This is a genomic window from Xanthomonas translucens pv. undulosa (genome assembly GCF_017301775.1).
Taxonomy (GTDB): Bacteria; Pseudomonadota; Gammaproteobacteria; order Xanthomonadales; family Xanthomonadaceae; genus Xanthomonas_A; species Xanthomonas_A translucens.
Genome location: NZ_CP063993.1, coordinates 3,797,821 through 3,814,792, shown reverse-complemented (window position 1 = coordinate 3,814,792; position 16,972 = coordinate 3,797,821). Strand labels below are relative to the sequence as shown.

Genomic DNA, 16,972 nt, shown 5'->3' with positions numbered 1-16,972 from the left:
GCGGCTGCGCGCAGACTCAACGCGTGGGCGCCGTCTCCGACGCGGCAGGCGCGGTGCTTTCGACCGCACGCGCCAGGCGCCAGCCGATGACACCGGAGAGCGTCGCGGCCAGTGCGGCCAACGCGGCGAAACCGGGCACGCCCATGCCCAGCCCGCGCAGGCCGTTCATCGCCGAGGCCACGGCCACGTCGCCGGCACGCCACACCGCCGTATCCACCGCATTCTTGCCCTGGTAGCGCAGTTGCCGCGGCACCCGCGTGTACAGCGATTCGCGCGCCGGTCCGACCATGCCGTAGGTCAGCGAACGGGTGATCACCAGCGGCAGTACCACCCAGGGCACGATCCACCCCGCCAGCGCGTACGGATCGGGCGACAACGCAGTCGCCACCAGCGTGCCGATGCTGATCAGCGCCCATAGCGCGATCACCGCGCCGGCCCCCTTCTTCATCAGCAGCCAGCGGGTCACGCTGATCTGCACGACGACCTGCAGCACGTTGGTTGCCATGTCGATATTGGCGGCGAACTGGGTGCGCTCGACCGCGTTGTGGAAAGTGGCGCCGGAGTAATCGGTCATCAGCGCATAGCCGACCGTACCGATGCAATCGCCGAGCAGCATCAGCAACGCCATGCCGCGCATGAACGGATTGGACAGGATCTGCTTGAGTCCGTCGAACATGCCGCCGCCGACCGCCGCCTCGTGGCCGACGTCATGACGGCGCGCGCCATGCACCCGCGCCCAGCGCCCGAGCAGAATCACGCAGGCCAGCGCCACGCACAGCAGCGCCGCCGACACCACCAGCAGCGGCGCCACGCCGATCACCCCGACCAGCCCGCGGGTCAGCAGCGGCCCGGCCAACGCGCCGGCAGTGCCGCCCAGGCCGATCAACGGGAACATCCGCCGTGCCTGTTCATTGCTCCAGATATCGGCCATGAAGCTCCAGAACACCGACACCACGAACAGGTTGAACACGCTGACCCAGACGAAGAACACGATGCCCAGCACGCGCGGACTGAGCCCGCCGTGACCGCTGAACAGCGGCACGAAGCCGAGCAGGCACAGCGCGAAGAACACGTACACCGCCGGCACCACGATCCGCCGCGGCCAGCGCGCCGCCATCCATGCGAACAGCGGGGTCAGCAGCAACGTGGCGACGAAGGTGGCCATGAAGAACCAAGGCAACTGGGTGGAGCCGACCGCCGCCGACAGCTGCTCGCGCACCGGCCGGATCACGTAGTACGCCGCCAGCACGCAGAAGAAATAGACGAAGGACAGCAGCACCGCGCGCAGCTCGCCGGTCTGGACGCGCTTGTTTTCCGATTGCATCGGCCTGCCGTTCGCCGGGTGGTTGCGCGCACGGTAGCCGATGCACTGCAACATCGCCAGCGCCGCCGCCACGCGTAGACCCACGCTCCTCGGCACGTCGGCATCCCGCGGCGCGGCCGAGCATATGCTCTATCCCCGGCGGCTAGCGTCGGCGCCACGAAACGGGGGAACCGCGGGTGTACGACTACATCATCATCGGCGCAGGCTCGGCAGGCTGCGTGCTGGCCAACCGGCTCAGCGAGGATCGCGATTGCAAGGTGCTGCTGATCGAGGCCGGGCCGCGCGACCGCAATCCCTTCATCCACATGCCGGCCGGCCTGGCGCGACTGATCGGCAACCGCCGCATCAACTGGAACTACCTCACCGCGCCCGAGCCGGCCTTGAACGATCGGCGCCTGTGGTGGCCGCGCGGCAAGGTGCTGGGCGGCTCCAGTTCGATCAACGCGATGTGCTACGTGCGCGGCGTGGCAGCCGACTACGACGACTGGGCCGCCCACGGCGCCGAGGACTGGGACTGGCGCGGCGTGCTGCCGTATTTCCGGCGCAGCGAACGCAATAGCCGCGGCGGCGATGCGCTGCACGGCGGCGACGGGCCGCTGCACGTGTCCGACCTGCGCTACCACAACCCGCTGTCGGACGTGTTCATCGCTGCCTGCGAGCAGGCCGGTTTCGCCCACAACCGCGATTTCAACGGCCCGCAACAACAGGGCGTGGGCCTGTACCAAGTCACCCAGAAGGACGGCGCGCGCTGCTCGGCGGCGGTCGCCTATCTGGCGCCAGCGCAGGCACGCCCCAACCTGCAGGTGATCACCGACGCGCTGGTGCTGCGCCTGCTGCTCGAGGGCGAACGCGTGGTCGGCGTGGCCTATGCGCAGCGCGGCGCCGAAGTGCAGGCGCGGGCCGCGCGCGAGGTGCTGCTCAGCGCCGGTGCGGTGAACTCGCCGCAACTGCTGATGCTCTCGGGCATCGGCCCGGCCGACGAACTGCAGCGCCATGGCATCGACGTGCGCCTGGACCAGCCGCAGATCGGCGCCAACCTGCAGGACCATCTGGACGTGTGCACGCTGTACCGCACCCGCCCGGGCATCAGCTACGACCGCCGCAACCAGCTGAAGATCGCCTTCGACTATTTCCTGCGCGGCCACCGTGGCGCCGGCAGCAGCAATATCGCCGAGGCCGGCGGTTTCATCCGCTCGCCGCTGGCGCCGGACGCGCGCGCCGACATCCAGCTGCATTTCGTGCCGGCGATGCTCGACGACCACGGCCGCCACCGGCTGCCCGGCGACGGCTTCACCCTGCACGCCTGCCACCTGCAGCCGCGCAGCCGCGGCCGTCTGTCGCTCAACGACGCCGACCCGCGCACGCCGGCGCGGATCCAGGCCAACTACCTCAGCGATGCGGACGGCTTCGACCTGCGCATGCTGGTGGAATGCGCGCGCCTGGCGCGACGCATCCTGCGGCAACCGGCGTTCGATGCCTGGCGCGGCGCGCCGTTGCTGCCGGAACGCGACGACCTGGACGCAGCCGGCCTGATCGCCTACATCCGCGCCAAGGCCGAGACCATCTACCACCCGATCGGCACCTGCCGCATGGGCAATGACGCGCAGGCGGTGGTCGATCCGCAGCTGCGCCTGCGCGGGTTGGAAGGATTGCGCGTGGTCGATGCGTCGGTGATGCCGCGCCTGGTCAGCGGCAACACCAACGGCCCGACGATGATGATCGCCGAGCGCGCCGCCGACCTGATCCGCGGCCACGGCGTGCTGCGCGACTGAGCGGAGGCGAGCACGCGCCAGCGGCGCTGGCGCCTCAGCGCGCGCGCCCGGCCAGCCACACGCCCAGCGCCGCCAGCGCGAAGCCGCACAGCTTCAGCGCGGTCAGGTGCTCGCTGAGCAGTACGTGGCCGAACACCGCGGTCACCGGCGGCATCAGGAAGAACAGGCTCGCCACCTGGGTGGCCGCGCCGCGCCGCAGCAGCAGGAACAGCAGCGCGAAGCCGCCGATCGAATTGACCAGCACCAGCCACGCCATCGCCGCGACGAAGCCGTCGCTGGCCTGGAAGCGGAAGCCTTCCCATGCCGCCAGCGGCAGCAGCAGCAGCGTCGCCGCCGCGTTCTGCACCGCCAGCCCCACCCGCAGGTCGAGCTGCGCGGCATGCCGCTTCTGGTACAGGGTGCCGGCGGCGATGCCGAACAGGCCCACCAGCAAGGCCAGCCAGCCGCCCCACGGGGTGGCGCCGTCGATGCGGTCGGCGGCGACCGTGGCGACGCTGGCGAAGCCCAGCGCCATGCCCAGCCACTGCGCCGCGCGCAGCCGCGCCCCGCCCCACCACGGGCTGGCCCAGGCCACCAGCAGCGGCATCGCGCCGATCACCAGTGCGGCCGCGCCGGAACCGGTGCCCAGCGCGAAGGCGGCGTAGACCCCGCCGAACTGCAGGGCCAGCATCAGCCCCCCGGCCACGGCACTGCGCGCCAGTTGCGCGCGCGGCAACGCCCGCAGCCGCGCAGGACCGGCGGCGAGCGCGAAGCAAAGCGCAGTCAGGCCGAAGCGCCACAGCAGCGCGGTGAACGGCGCCGCGTGCGCCACCACCTGCTTGCCGGCGATGTAGCCGGTGCACCAGACCAGCACGAAGGCCAGCCCCAGCCAAGTCGCGGCGGCGGGCGCGGTGCGCGCGAGCGGGACCGGGGACAGGGCGGGATCGGGCATGCGCCATGATCCCGCAGCGGCGCGGCGGCGTCACCGCAGCGGCATCGCGGCAGGCCGGGGCGAGGCCGCGCGCAGCGACTTCGGCACACCGGTTGCATGAGGTTACGCAACCGCCGCGCGCTTGCGGCACCGCCATGCGGACGGCGCGTTGCCAGCTTTGCCGGCTCGGCAAAATCATTAGCAGGATCAAGACGATGCCCATTCATCTTCTCCCGGTTTGTGCAATGGCGAACAGCGGCGCTAGAATCAGTTTGGGCAGCACCTCACAGGCCACACGCGCAATGAAACAGAACAGCAGGCACCGGCTCCTTCGACCGGTGGCAACCGGGTTGCTCGGGGCATTGCTGCCCTTTGCGATGTCCTCCACCGCGCAGACGCCGGCGCCCTCGCAACCGCTGCCGCCGCCGATCTACACCGAGGCCACGCACTACACCTCGCCAACCCAGCCGCTGCCGTACCGCGCCTCGTTGCCGGACAGCAAGGTGCTGCCGTTGGCCAAGGACTTCGATGTCGCCAGCCTGGAAGCGATGGCCGAGCAGCTCACCTACGGCGAGCGGGTGCCCGGCCTGGCAGTGGCGATCGTGCACAACGGCCAGGTGATCAGCGCGCGCGGCTATGGCGTCACCGACGTCAATCACCCCCAGCCGGTCAATGCGCACACCGTGTTCCGCCTGGCCTCGCTGTCCAAGGCCTTCGCCGGCACCATGGCCGGCCTGCTGGTCAACGACGGCACCCTGCGCTGGGACAGCAAGGTCACCGACTACGTGCCCGGCTTCCAGCTCAGCGACCCGGTCGCCACCCGCCAATTGAATGTGGCCGACCTGCTCAGCCATCGCGTCGGCCTGACCTACAACGCCTACGACCGCGACGTCGAGTCCAACACCGACTACTACACGCTCAGCCACAAGCTCGCCTATGCCCCGCTCAAGTGCGCGCCAGGCGAGTGCTACGCCTACCAGAACGTGGCCTTCAGCCTGATCGGCGACGTGGTGTTCGCCGCCTCCGGCAGCTTCTATGAGCAGTCGGTGGAGCGCCGCATCTTCAAGCCGCTGGGCATGAACGACGCCAGCATGGGCCTGGCCGGGATCCAGGCCAGCCCGAGCTGGGCGCGCCCGCATGTGCGCAGCCGCAACGGCTGGGTGTCGCTGATGCCCAAGCCCACCTACTACCGGCTGGCCCCGGCGGCGGGCGTCAACGCCAGCATCAGCGACATGGCGCAGTGGCTGATCGCGCATACCGGGCACCGTCCGGACGTGCTGCCGGCGCCGTTGCTGGCGACCCTGCATGCGCCGCTGATCCTCACCCCCGGCGAGATGCGCTCGGGCTGGCGCCGCGAGCGGGTCAACTCGGCCAGCTACGCGCTGGGCTGGCGCATCTTCGATTATTCGGGCCACCAGGTGGTGTTCCATGCCGGTGCGGTGCAGGGCTATCGCGGTCTGGTCGCGCTGGTGCCGGAACGCGATCTGGGCGTGGCGATCCTGTGGAACGGCGAGAGCGGCCTGCCCTCCGGCCTGCTGCCGACCATCCTGGACCGCGCGATCGGCCTGCCGGCGCAGCGCTGGCTGGACGTGGACACCGACTTCGGCAGCGACAACATGATGGCCGAGCGTCCGGACCCGAAGGACAAGAAGGGCGCCTCCGCGTCCAAGTCGGCGGCGTCGCCGCGCTGACGCGGGCGGTCTGCCGATGGATGCAGCGGAAGGCGGCGCAAGCCGCCTTTCTGCTGTCTGCGCGCTGGCTTCGCGATCCCTGCGCCTCACCGCGACAAGATCTGGTGGGCTGCGCAAGCCAGCAACTGCGCCTGATCCGAGGTTGATGGAATCCTGGGGATCTGGTCGCGGCTGAAGCCGCTCCCACAGGGGGGGCGGCGTGCGGCTCGGCCCACGCCGAAAAGCCACTCTTCCATCGGGAGAGGCGTTGGGGTGAGGGTCCGGGTGAAGCCGCGCGGCAATAAGGACGCATGGCGATGCACGTCACCTCGGCGCATAACGCTTCACTACGCACACACCCGCAACCGGCGCTACGCGCCACCTCGCTCGAAAAGGCTGCCATGGTCGTGGGGGGAGAAGGAGGATCAGAACGCAGCCGAAGCCGGGCGGCGGCCGCGGCGGCGAACACGTCTGCCGCAACAGCCAGGCAAGCGCCTGGCGAATACGCGCGCCATCGTCGCCTGCAGCGCAGTCGGAATTCAGTGCTGATCGGGCACGCGCCAGGCTGCGATAGAGCACGATGGCGGCAACACCGCCTACGCGGGGACTGGCCGCGGTGCAGGCGACACGTCGCCGGCAGATGGGTAGCAGGCCCGTGGCACCTCGGCGCCATGGCACGCAGCTCGCCGCGGCGGCGGCAAGCGCACGCCCATAAAAAAGCTCCCTCCCCGCTGGGCACCGGGGAGAGAGCTTAGGTACGGCTATCGGGATGGATCAGATCAGATCAGCGGCGCGGGCGTTGCCGGCAGCGCGACCGGAGCGGTCTTCTTCTTGCGGGCAACCGGCTTCTTCTTGGCGACGGCCTTCTTGGCGACAGCCTTCTTCGCGGCCGGCTTCTTGGCAGCCGACTTCTTCACGGCCTTCTTGGCGACGGCCTTCTTCGCGGTCTTCTTTACGGCCTTCTTGGCGACGGCCTTCTTCGCGGTCTTCTTGGTGGCGGCCTTCTTGGCAGTCGCCTTCTTCGCAGTCTTCTTTACCGCCTTCTTCGCGGTGGTCTTCTTGGTGGTGGCCTTCTTGATGGCCTTCTTCACCTTGGCGACCTTCTTGGCGACTTTCTTGGCGACCTTCTTGACCGCCTTCTTTACCGAGACCTTCTTCGCTGCCGGCTTCTTGGCGGCAGTCTTCTTGACCGCTTTCTTAGCGGCCGGCTTCTTTTTCGCAGCTTTTTTCGTGGCCATGGGATGGCTCCTCGTCAGTGAACTATGGATTGAAAACGCCCAGTCAAAGCAAACCCGCGGCGATGGTCCGCCTGCAGGATCCGCCGGCGCGTAGTGGGGGCCGGGTCGGATACAGAAACACCCGTAGCGAAGCTCGATACGGGTGTCGTGCCAGGGGAGACGTTGCGTTTCTCGGAGGGAAGCGACACCTGATCCACCATCGTCAGGTTCCTGGTGGAGGTCCAAGTTGTGCTTCGCGTTCTGATGTCGATCCGATTCACTCGCTTGCGCAGCAACGTCTGCTGGGCGAAACCTAATCACGCTTTTTTTTACTGTCAACAGTTCTACGCAATTTTTTTTTAGGCGTCGCGTGCCGCGAGCGCACCGATCGCCGCGATCGGCAGCTGCTGGACCTCGACAACAGCCATCGCGAAACCTGCGGCGAAACTTCGACGCAAACAAAAACAGCGGTAATTCCCGTGCTTTTTTGCAACACGCCGACGCGACCAGCCGTTTCGCGTGCTGCCGTGCGCGGCGCCGGCGACATCCAGGCGCGTGTACGCGAGCCTGTCCGCAAGCTGAAAAAAACTTTTCGCGGCATGCGCCGTTCCGGCATCGCACACGAGCAAATGCGCAAAACTGCGCAAACTTTTCCGCGCTGTTCGGCGCTTGCGAGCGTGCACGCGCGCCGCCGCGCACTGCATCGCGGCGGCGACGACGATGCCGTTGTCGCGTCCGCATGACTGCGCATGCTCCTCACCGGCACATCACGCACATGCGAGCGGACGTGTCGCGTTTGCTCTGGCCGACGCGTCGGCTGCCGAGTGCATGTTCGCCACGAGCGCCCCCACAGCACCGCGCATGCGCGCCACGGCGAACACACCCGACCGAGAACGCACGCGACGCCGCTGGCCGCCGCTGGCCGCGGCGCAGCGAACGCGGCTGCGATCGGCAGACGCTTCGCCAGCGGCACCCGACTGCGATGCACATCACCGTCACTGCCAGAAAACCGGCGCGACCTTCGCCGCGTCCCGGCGCCGCTGCAGCGGCGTCGCCTTCCAGGACCTGGCGACCACATCGTGCGCATCGATGCTTGCGGCGCGGCCGGCATCCGCCGCCTGGCGTGTCGCATCCGTCACCTGCATCGCGCCCGCGCGCCGCTACGCCTGCCACTCAGCCACTCAGCCGCGCCGAGCGCCTGATCGGCAAACCTGCGGACTGTCGAACGCGCGCGCCGCTTCCTGTTGAAGCGTTCGTTTGTGCCGCGCAAACGAAAACCGGCCGCACAAGGCGGCCGGTTCGGCTGTCGCGATGAAGCGCTTCGGCTCAGTGGCCGTCTTCCTCGAGCAGCTCGGCGTAATCGTCCGGGGTCAGCAGCTCGTTCAACTGCTCCGGGTCGGCGATCTCCAGCACAAAGATCCAGCCTTCGCCGTAGGCGTCCTCGTTGATCGTCTCCGGCTTGTCGCTGAGCGCGGCATTGACCTCGACCACCTTGCCGGTGAGCGGGCTGTACACGTCCGAGGCCGCCTTCACCGACTCGACCACGGCCACGCCGTTGCCGGCCACGACCTCGTCACCGACGTTGGGCAGCTCGACGTAGACCAGATCGCCGAGCAGGCCCTGCGCGTGCTCGGAGATGCCGACGGTGACGCGCCCGTTGCCTTCGACGCGCGCCCATTCATGGGACTTGAGGAATTTGAGGTCGCCAGGGATCTCGCTCATGGGGCTGCTCCGGAAAAGACGGTGTCGGGGATGGAGGGATAGTGTAGCGAACCGGATGCTCCGCAACGCAGCGGCCGCGCACCGGTTGCGCGAACGCCGCGGCAGCCGCAGCTCAGCCGAGCACGCCGGGCTGGACCTGGCCTTCGCGCACGAACGGGAACTTGACCACGCGCACCGGCACTTCCTTGCCGCGGATGTCCACCCGCACCTGCCCCGGTTCGCCGGCCGGCACGCGCGCAAACGCGATCGCCTTGCCCAGCGTCGGCGAGAACGTGCCGGACAGGATCTCGCCGTCGCCCTGCGCAGTGAGCACCTTCTGGCCGTGGCGCAGCACGCCCTTGTCATCCATCACCAGGCCGATCATCTGCCGCGGCGCACCATTGGCCTTCTGCGCTTCGAGCACCTCGCGGCCGATGAACACGCGGCCCTCGTCCAGCGTCACGGTCCAGGCCAGCGCGGCTTCGTACGGCGACACGCTATCGTCCATGTCCTGCCCGTACAGGTTCATGCCGGCCTCCAGGCGCAGCGTATCGCGCGCGCCCAGCCCGGCCGGCGTGACCCCGGCTTCCAGCAGCGCGTTCCAGAACGCCACCGCCTGCGCCTGCGGCAGCACGATCTCGAAGCCGTCCTCGCCGGTGTAGCCGGTGCGCGCGACGAACAGTGCCACGCCGTCGGCCGAGGTGGCTTCGAACGCGGCGAAGCGGCCCAGCGTCTGCACCGGGGCGCGATCGTCCTCGCGCAGCAGGCCGATCACCTTGGCGCGCGCATTCGGCCCCTGCACCGCGATCATCGCGAAGTCCTCGCGCTCGCGCACGTCCACGCCGAACGCCTGCGCCTGCTCGCCGATCCAGGCCAGGTCCTTGCTGCGCGTGGCGGCGTTGACCACCAGGCGGAAGAAGGTGTCGGACAGGTAGTAGACGATCAGGTCGTCGATCACCCCGCCCTGCGGGTTGAGCATGCAGGTGTACAGCGCCTTGCCCGGCAGCTTCAGCTTGTCCACCGAGTTGGCCAGCAGATGGCGCAGGAACGCGCGCACCTGCGCGCCGTGCAGATCGACCACGGTCATGTGGCTGACGTCGAACATGCCGGCGTCGCGGCGCACCTGATGGTGCTCGTCGATCTGCGAACCGTAGTGGATCGGCATGTCCCAGCCGCCGAAGTCGACCATCTTGGCGCCGAGGACGCGATGGCTGTCGTTGAGGATGGTCTTCTGGGTCATGGCGCGGGTCCGTGGCGAAAGTCGCCCATTATCGCCGGCTGCGCGGGGGAGAAGGAATGGGACGCTCGGGACTCGGGACGGCAGAATGATGTCCCGGGGTCAATCGCTGTCAAGCGATTTGATGCAAAAAGGGCCGATTTTTTAAAAAAAAGCGGCTTTTTTTTCAGCTCCGGCGCAGCTGCTTTTCTGTAGGAGGGGCTTCAGCCCCGACGCCTTACCGGTAACGCGTCGGGGCTGAAGCCCCTCCTACAAAAAAGCGCAGAAGCTGCGGACTTGCGAAAATCCCGAGTCCCGAGTCCCGAGTCCCGAGTCCCGAGTCCCGGCCCTACTCCGCCTGCACCAACAACGTCATCCCATCCACCCCGACGATGCGCACCGTGCTGCCGGCGGGCAGATCGGGACCGCCGACCACCCAGAACGCGTCGTCGACCTTGGCGCGGCCGCGGCCGGCCTGGATCGGCTGGTCCAGCATCACCACCCGGCCGATCAACTGCTCGGCACGGCGGTTGAGCAGCGGCCGGTCGCTGACCCGGTCGCGGCCGCGGAACCAGGTGCGGTACACCTGGATCGAGACGAAGCTGAGCACCACGAACGCACCGATCTGCAGCAGCAGCGCGATGTCCGGCAGCACCAGCACGGCGACGAACACCGCTGCGGCGGCGAAGCCCATCCACAGCATGAACGCGCCCGGCGCCAGCGCCTCGGCCGCGAACAGGAGCAAGGTCAGCGCGCCCCATGCCACCACCTCGGCGCGCATGCTTCAGACTCCGCTACGCGGCGGCATGCCCCGCGGCACCGCCGGCGGCGCGGACTGCTGCTTGCTCAGCGCCTCGCGCGCCAGTTCGCCGATGCCGGCGATCGAGCCGATGATGCCGCTGGACTCCATCGGCATCAGCACGAACTTCTGGTTCGGCGCGGTGGCCAGTTCCTTGAACGCCTCCACGTATTTCTGCGCAATGAAGTAGTTGATCGCCTGCACGTCGCCCTCGGCGATCGCCTTGGACACCATCGTGGTGGCGCGCGCTTCGGCCTCGGCCAGGCGCTCGCGCGCTTCGGCGTCGCGAAACGCGGCTTCCTTGCGGCCTTCGGCCTCCAGCACCGCGGCCTGCTTCTCGCCCTCGGCACGCAGGATCTCCGACTGCCGCGAGCCCTCCGCCTCCAGGATCTGCGCGCGCTTCTCGCGTTCGGCCTTCATCTGCCGCGCCATCGAATCGATCAGGTCGCGCGGCGGCTGGATGTCGCGGATCTCGATACGGGTGACCTTGATACCCCACGGATTGGTCGCATGGTCGACCACGTTGAGCAGCTGCGCGTTGATCGTCTCGCGCTGGCTCAGCGATTCGTCCAGGTCCATCGAGCCGATCACGGTACGGATGTTGGTCTGCACCAGCGCGATCGTGGCGATCTCCAGGTTCGACACTTCATAGGCGGCCTTGGCCGCGTCCAGCACCTGGAAGAACACCACCCCGTCCACCCGCACCACCGCGTTGTCCTTGGTGATCACGTCCTGGCTGGGCACGTCCAGCACCTGCTCCATCATGTTGACCTTGCGGCCGAGGCCGTAGACCACCGGAATCAGGAAGTGCAGGCCGGGCGACAGGGTATGGGTATAACGGCCGAAGCGCTCCACCGTCCACTGGAACCCTTGCGGCACCACGCGCACGGTCTTGAACAGCACGATCACGCCCGCGACCAGGATCACCAGGGCGAGGAAATAAGTGGATGGCATCAGGTTGCTCCATTAACCAGGGGATGAATACACCACGAGTATAGCGAGCGCCGGCAGGCCGCCCGCGCTGCCAGCGGATGCGCCAGCGCAGCATGTCTTTGAACATGAATCAGTCACCGGCGAACGCGTACAGCGGATGCCGGTGCTCGCTCAGGTAGAACGGATAGAACGCACGCAAACTGGCGAAGCGACGCATGCGGCGGCCCTCCCAGGCAGCGCAAGCGCTCAGCATACGCCGCTGTGCGGGCGACGACATCAACGGGAACGGATGCGACAACGCAGAGTCGGCGCGTGGGACCGATCTGCAAGGAATGAGCGCCTCTGCGCAGCCCAATCGCGCCGCTCAGGCCTGCCGTGGCGCGAACATGATCACCGCCATGCCGAGCAAGCACAGGCCGGCGCCGAGCAGGTCCCAGCGCGTGGGCCGGATCGACTGCACCGCCCACAGCCATAGCAACGCCACCGCGATGTACACGCCGCCGTACGCGGCATAGACGCGGCCGTTGGCCTCCGGGTGCAGGCTCAGCAGCCACACGAACGCAGCCAGGCTGGCCGCCGCAGGCAGCAACAGCCAAGCGCTGCCGTGCGCGCGCAGCCACAGGTACGGCAGGTAGCAGCCGACGATCTCGGCCAGCGCAGTCAGCACGAACAACAGCAGCGTCTTCACTCCTGCGCCGCGTCGCGTTCCTGGCGCTTGGCACGCTGCCAGTACGCTTCCTGCTGCTGCAGCGACAAGCCGTCCAGCGCGCCGCCATCGTGCTGCGCCAGCTGCTCCATCGCGCGGAAACGGCGTTCGAATTTCTGGTTGGCATGACGCAGCGCAGCACCGACATCGACCTGGGCGTGGCGCGCGAGATTGGCGCAGACGAACAATAGGTCGCCGATCTCGTCCTGCAGCCGCGCCTGGTTGTCCTGCACTGCGCCGCGGGCGAATTCCGCGCGCACTTCCTCCAGCTCTTCCTGCAACTTGTCCAGCACCGGTTCCGGCTGCGGCCAGTCGAAGCCGACCCGCGCCGCGCGCGCCTGCAGCTTCACCGCGCGCTGCCATTCCGGCAGGCCGCGCGCGATCCCGGCCAGCGCAGAATCGTCGGTCTTGCCGGCCGCGGCGCGCTCGTTGCGCTTGATCTGTTCCCAGTTCAGCGTCTGCTGCTCGGCGTCGGCGACCTGGCTGTCGCCGAACACGTGCGGATGCCGGCGCACCATCTTGTCGCAGATCGCGGCGACCACGTCGTCGAAACCGAAGGCGCCCTGCTCGCGCGCCATCTGCGCATGGAACACCACCTGCAGCAGCAGGTCGCCGAGTTCGTCCTTCAGTTCGCCCAGGTCGTTGCGGTCGATCGCGTCGGCCACCTCGTACGCCTCTTCGATCGTGTAAGCGGCGATACTGGCGAAATCCTGCTCCAGGTCCCAGGGGCAGCCGTGCTCGCGATCGCGCAGGCGCGCCATGATCTCGAGCAGGGCGGGAAGGTCGTAGCGGGCTGCGATCACATGCGGGTTCCGATGCGACGGCAACGGCGCCGCCTGTCGGTTAGTTTGGCAGAGCGGCGCGCACGATGAGCGCTCGGCGGTGTGGCGAGCGGCGATGCGGCGCAGGCAAACGGCCTGCGGCACATGGCCGCAACGCCGTCATCGCGCCTGGCGACCGAGGGCGCGCATTGCGGCAGCGTCAGCCGCGAGCCGCCTTGCAGGCCACCGCCGATGCCGGCGGCAACGTCCGCTCAGCCCAGCCAGCTGCGCCAGGGCAGCGTTGGATCGCCCAGCGCAATGAAATCGCCGTTGAGCAGCGATGCGCGGCGGTTGTAGCGGAACGGCTTGCCGGTCTCGGCGGCGAGCAGCGTGCCGCCCGCGGCCTGCAGCACGCACTGGCCGGCCGCGGTGTCCCATTCGGAGGTCGGGCCGAAGCGCGGATACACGTCCAGTTCGCCGTCGGCGATGCGGCAGAACTTCAGCGACGAGCCCTGCGCGATCACCTCGGTCTCGCCCATGCGCAGCAGCAGCGCGTCGGTGCGCGGATCGCGGTGCGAGCGGCTGGCCGCCACTCGCAGCGGCGCGCTGGCCGGCCGCCGCGTGTTCAGCGCGGTATCGCGGAAGCCGTCGCGGCGGTACGCCTGCTCGCCGCGTACCGCGTGCCAGACGCGGCCATCGACCGGCGCCTGGACCACGCCGAACACCGGCGCGCCCTGGTGGATCAGCGCGATGTTGACGCTGAACTCGCCATTGCGCTTGACGAACTCGCGGGTGCCGTCGAGCGGGTCCACCAGCCAGTAGCCGGTCCAGTGCTCGCGCACGTCCCACGGGATCTGCGCCGACTCCTCGGATAGCACCGGCAGGTCGGGGGTCAGCCGTTCCAGGCCTTCGACGATGATCCGGTGCGCGGCCAGGTCGGCCTGGGTCAGCGGACTGGCGTCGGCCTTGTGCTCGACGTCGAAGCGGGTGGCGTAGACCGCCATGATCGCAGCGGCGGCATCGATGGCGATGGCGATGACGGTTTCACGCAGGTCGGCGGTGATGCGGATCATCCGGCACGACCCAGCCACTCGCGGGCGATGAACAGCGCCGCCAGCGAACGCCCTTCGGAAAAGTCCTCACGCAACATCAGTTGATCCAATTCAGCCAGTTTCCAGGGCACCACTTCAAGTTCCTCCGGCTCGTCGCCGGCAAGTTTTTCGGGATACAGGTCTTGCGCCAGCACCAGCCACGACTGGTGGCTCATATAGGTCGGTGCCAGGGTCATCGCACGCAGCACCTGCAGCTGCCGCGCGCCATAGCCGGCCTCTTCCTTGAGTTCGCGGTCGGCCGCCTGCAGCGGCGTCTCGCCCGCGTCGATCCGGCCCTTGACCAGGCCCAACTCGTAGCGGTGCACGCCGGCGGCGTACTCGCGCACCAGCAGCACGGTCTGCGCGTCCAGCATCGGCACCACCACCACCGCGCCGTGGCCGGGAGATGTGAGCCGGTGGAACACGCGCCGTTCGCCGTTGCTGAACTCCAGGTCCAGCTCCTCGACCTTGCGCTGCATCGCGGACTCGCCACGCTCGCGCAAGGCGTGGATGATCGGCAACGGACGGCTCACGCCGGCAACCCGCAACGCTGTGCAGCGTCGGCCGATAGAATGCACGGAGCGAAGAACCTGTTCATGAGCGCGAAATGCTAACAGACCTGACTGCTTCACAGACTGCCGCTGCATGGCGGCAACGCGACCTGGCCGTGCTGTGGCACCCCTGCACGCAGATGCGCGAGCATCCGGACACCCTGCCGCTGCTGCCGATCGCCCGCGGCGACGGCGCCTGGCTGATCGATCACGAAGGCAACCGCTACCTGGATGCGGTAAGCAGCTGGTGGACCAATCTGTTCGGCCACAGCGAACCACGCATCGCCGCGGCCATCGCCGCACAGGCCACCCAGCTGGAACAGGTGATGCTGGCCGGCTTCAGCCATGTGCCGGCGGTGGAACTGGCCGAGCAGCTGCTGGCGCTGGCGCCGCGCCAGGACGGGCGCGCGCCGCTGGCCAAGGTGTTCTACGCCGACAACGGCTCGGCCGGGGTCGAAGTGGCGCTGAAGATGGCGTTCCACTATTTCCACAACCGCGGCGAGACCCGCCGCACCCGCTTCGTCGCGCTGGAGAACGGCTACCACGGCGAAACCATCGGCGCGCTGGCGGTCGGCGACATTCCGCTGTACCGGCGGGTGTACGCGCCGCTGCTGTGCGAAGCGCTGTTCGCGCCCTCGCCCGACGCCTACCTGGCCGCGCCGGGACAGAGCGCGCGGCAGCGCGCCGATGCTGCCGCCGATGCGCTGGCCGACCTGTTCGATCGCCATCCCGGCGAGATCTGCGCGGTGATCCTGGAGCCGCGCCTGCAATGCGCCGGCGGCATGCGCATGCACGACCCGGCCTACCTGCGCCGCGCGCGCGAACTGTGCGACGCCAACGGCGCGTTTCTGATCGCCGACGAGATCGCCACCGGCTTCGGCCGGACCGGCACCCTGTTCGCCTGCGAGCAGGCCGGGGTGATGCCGGACCTGCTGTGCCTGTCCAAGGGCCTGACCGGCGGTTTCCTGCCGCTGTCGGCGGTGCTGGCCACGCAACACCTGTACGACGCCTTCCTCGACGACAGCCGCGAGCGCGCCTTCCTGCACTCGCACAGCTACACCGGCAATCCGCTGGCCTGCGCCGCGGCGCTGGCCTGCCTGCGGATCTTCCAGCAGGACGACGTGATCGCGCGCAACCGCAGCACCGCCGAAACCCTGCGCGCGCTGTCGGCGCCGTTCAACGACCATCCGCACGTGGCCGACGTGCGCCAGGCCGGGATGGTGGTGGCGTTCGAACTGACCCGCAATGGCGACAAGCGCACCCCGTTCGCGGCCGGCGCACGGGTCGGCCTGTGTGCGTATCGCGCCGCCCTGCAGCGCGGCGTGGTGCTGCGCCCGCTGGGCGACGTGCTGTACTGGATGCCGCCGTACTGCGTGGACGATGCGCAACTGGCGCTGCTCGCCGAGACCACCCTGGCCGCGATCGACGAGGCCGTGGCATGCGCCTGACCCGCTGCCATGTCGCGCTGCCGCTGTGCGAAGGCGAGGACTTGGTGTTGCCCGAGGACGTGTCCGGGCATCTGCTGCGCGTGCTGCGGCTGCGTGAGGGCGACCGCTGCGTGCTGTTCAACGGCGATGGCTGCGACTACGACGCCGAACTGCTGCAGGTCGGCAAGCGCGGCGCCAGCGCGCGGATCGGCACGGCGCAGCCCGCGCACAACGAATCGCCGCTGGCGATCACCTTGCTGCAGGGTGTGGCGCGCGGCGAGAAGATGGACCTGATCCTACAGAAGGCGACCGAACTGGGCGTGGCCGCGATCGTACCGGTCTGGGCCGAGCGCACCGAGGTGAAGCTGGATGCGGCGCGCACGGACAAGCGCGTGGCGCACTGGCGCAGCGTCGTGGTCGCGGCCTGCGAACAGTCCGGCCGGGCGCGCGTGCCCAGCCTGGCCGCGCCCCTGGCGCTGGCCGACGCCGCCGCCGCGGTGGCCGGCGCGCAGCGGAAGCTCACCCTCGATCCGCAAGGCGAACAGCGGCTGCGCACGCTGGAGATCGCCGGCAACGCGGCGACGATCGCGATCGGCCCGGAGGGCGGCTGGTCGCCACGCGACCGTGCCGCGCTGCACGCTGCCGGCTTCGCCGGACTGCGCCTGGGTCCGCGCATCCTGCGCACCGAAACCGCCGGCCTGGCCGCGATCGCCGCATTGCAGGCGCGCTGCGGCGACCTGTGAGCCTGTGCACGCAATCGCGTGCACAGGCAGAGTCGCAGGCGCGCGACGGCTGCAACGCCGACGCCGCGCGGAGCGTCGATCTCCCCGGTAAAACAGCGCTTTTCTTAGCGTTTTTTTAACCGCGATGCGCGTTGACAACGAAGGACAGGCG

Annotated in this window: 18 protein-coding genes; 4 read left to right on the top strand and 14 right to left on the bottom strand. The window is 68.8% G+C overall.

The annotated features are described in order from the left end of the window. Positions 1-16: 16 nt before the first annotated feature. The gene (locus ISN38_RS16160; protein WP_230939883.1) at positions 17-1,408 is read right to left on the bottom strand and encodes an NTP/NDP exchange transporter; all 1,392 of its coding nucleotides are present in this window, start codon (positions 1,406-1,408) and stop codon (positions 17-19) included. Between the two features lie 92 nt (positions 1,409-1,500). Here ISN38_RS16160 and ISN38_RS16155 point away from each other — a divergent pair, with 92 nt between their 5' ends. Continuing rightward, the gene (locus tag ISN38_RS16155) at positions 1,501-3,096 is read left to right on the top strand and encodes a GMC family oxidoreductase (RefSeq protein WP_003466943.1); all 1,596 of its coding nucleotides are present in this window, start codon (positions 1,501-1,503) and stop codon (positions 3,094-3,096) included. Between the two features lie 34 nt (positions 3,097-3,130). Here ISN38_RS16155 and ISN38_RS16150 read toward each other — a convergent pair whose 3' ends face one another. Then, a complete protein-coding gene (locus tag ISN38_RS16150; RefSeq protein ID WP_003466940.1) occupies positions 3,131-4,027 on the bottom strand; it encodes a DMT family transporter in 897 nt (298 codons plus the stop codon). Positions 4,028-4,308: 281 nt separating this feature from the next. Between ISN38_RS16150 and ISN38_RS16145 the strand changes: the two genes are divergently transcribed. Further along, positions 4,309-5,697, top strand: a complete 1,389-nt coding sequence (locus ISN38_RS16145; RefSeq protein ID WP_003466936.1) for a serine hydrolase domain-containing protein — start codon at positions 4,309-4,311, stop codon at positions 5,695-5,697. Positions 5,698-6,455: 758 nt separating this feature from the next. On the opposite strand, the gene ISN38_RS16140 is transcribed toward ISN38_RS16145, so the two are convergent. The 12 genes from ISN38_RS16140 to nudE form a co-directional block, all read right to left on the bottom strand. Beyond that, complete coding sequence (locus ISN38_RS16140) at positions 6,456-6,914, bottom strand: histone H1-like repetitive region-containing protein (protein ID WP_003466932.1); 459 nt, start codon at positions 6,912-6,914, stop codon at positions 6,456-6,458. Between the two features lie 338 nt (positions 6,915-7,252). Continuing rightward, positions 7,253-7,576, bottom strand: coding sequence for a hypothetical protein (locus ISN38_RS16135; RefSeq protein ID WP_139115840.1), 324 nt, complete (start codon positions 7,574-7,576; stop codon positions 7,253-7,255). 312 nt (positions 7,577-7,888) lie between these two features. Beyond that, complete coding sequence (locus tag ISN38_RS16130) at positions 7,889-8,038, bottom strand: hypothetical protein (RefSeq protein WP_155522280.1); 150 nt, start codon at positions 8,036-8,038, stop codon at positions 7,889-7,891. A gap of 181 nt (positions 8,039-8,219) precedes the next feature. Beyond that, on the bottom strand, positions 8,220-8,615 hold the full coding sequence (gene gcvH / locus ISN38_RS16125; RefSeq protein WP_003466930.1) for a glycine cleavage system protein GcvH: 396 nt from the start codon (positions 8,613-8,615) through the stop codon (positions 8,220-8,222). 112 nt (positions 8,616-8,727) lie between these two features. Next, a complete protein-coding gene (gene gcvT, locus ISN38_RS16120) occupies positions 8,728-9,834 on the bottom strand; it encodes a glycine cleavage system aminomethyltransferase GcvT (protein WP_003466929.1) in 1,107 nt (368 codons plus the stop codon). 325 nt (positions 9,835-10,159) lie between these two features. Continuing rightward, positions 10,160-10,591 (bottom strand): NfeD family protein, encoded by a 432-nt coding sequence (locus ISN38_RS16115; RefSeq protein ID WP_003472763.1) that lies wholly within the window; start codon positions 10,589-10,591, stop codon positions 10,160-10,162. Positions 10,592-10,594: 3 nt separating this feature from the next. Further along, positions 10,595-11,563, bottom strand: coding sequence for an SPFH domain-containing protein (locus ISN38_RS16110; RefSeq protein ID WP_003472760.1), 969 nt, complete (start codon positions 11,561-11,563; stop codon positions 10,595-10,597). Between the two features lie 109 nt (positions 11,564-11,672). Next, on the bottom strand, positions 11,673-11,819 hold the full coding sequence (locus tag ISN38_RS16105) for a DUF962 domain-containing protein (protein ID WP_155522281.1): 147 nt from the start codon (positions 11,817-11,819) through the stop codon (positions 11,673-11,675). An 87-nt stretch (positions 11,820-11,906) separates the two neighbouring features. Beyond that, the gene (locus ISN38_RS16100) at positions 11,907-12,230 is read right to left on the bottom strand and encodes a YnfA family protein (protein ID WP_003472758.1); all 324 of its coding nucleotides are present in this window, start codon (positions 12,228-12,230) and stop codon (positions 11,907-11,909) included. Continuing rightward, positions 12,227-13,009 carry a nucleoside triphosphate pyrophosphohydrolase gene (gene mazG, locus ISN38_RS16095; RefSeq protein WP_038240016.1) on the bottom strand — a complete coding sequence of 261 codons (783 nt, stop codon included), beginning with the start codon at positions 13,007-13,009 and terminating at the stop codon, positions 12,227-12,229. Before mazG ends, ISN38_RS16100 begins: the two co-directional genes overlap by 4 nt. Positions 13,010-13,281: 272 nt before the next feature. Next, positions 13,282-14,082 carry a 3'(2'),5'-bisphosphate nucleotidase CysQ gene (cysQ, locus tag ISN38_RS16090; protein WP_003472753.1) on the bottom strand — a complete coding sequence of 267 codons (801 nt, stop codon included), beginning with the start codon at positions 14,080-14,082 and terminating at the stop codon, positions 13,282-13,284. After that, the gene (nudE, locus tag ISN38_RS16085; RefSeq protein ID WP_425509984.1) at positions 14,079-14,579 is read right to left on the bottom strand and encodes an ADP compounds hydrolase NudE; all 501 of its coding nucleotides are present in this window, start codon (positions 14,577-14,579) and stop codon (positions 14,079-14,081) included. The genes cysQ and nudE overlap by 4 nt, the downstream gene beginning before the upstream one ends. Positions 14,580-14,707: 128 nt before the next feature. Between nudE and bioA the strand changes: the two genes are divergently transcribed. Together bioA and ISN38_RS16075 are read left to right on the top strand one after the other, a co-directional pair. Continuing rightward, positions 14,708-16,099 (top strand): adenosylmethionine--8-amino-7-oxononanoate transaminase, encoded by a 1,392-nt coding sequence (bioA, locus tag ISN38_RS16080; RefSeq protein WP_038240012.1) that lies wholly within the window; start codon positions 14,708-14,710, stop codon positions 16,097-16,099. Further along, positions 16,090-16,821 (top strand): 16S rRNA (uracil(1498)-N(3))-methyltransferase, encoded by a 732-nt coding sequence (locus ISN38_RS16075; RefSeq protein WP_047325134.1) that lies wholly within the window; start codon positions 16,090-16,092, stop codon positions 16,819-16,821. The genes bioA and ISN38_RS16075 overlap by 10 nt, the downstream gene beginning before the upstream one ends. The last annotated feature ends 151 nt before the right edge of the window (positions 16,822-16,972 follow it).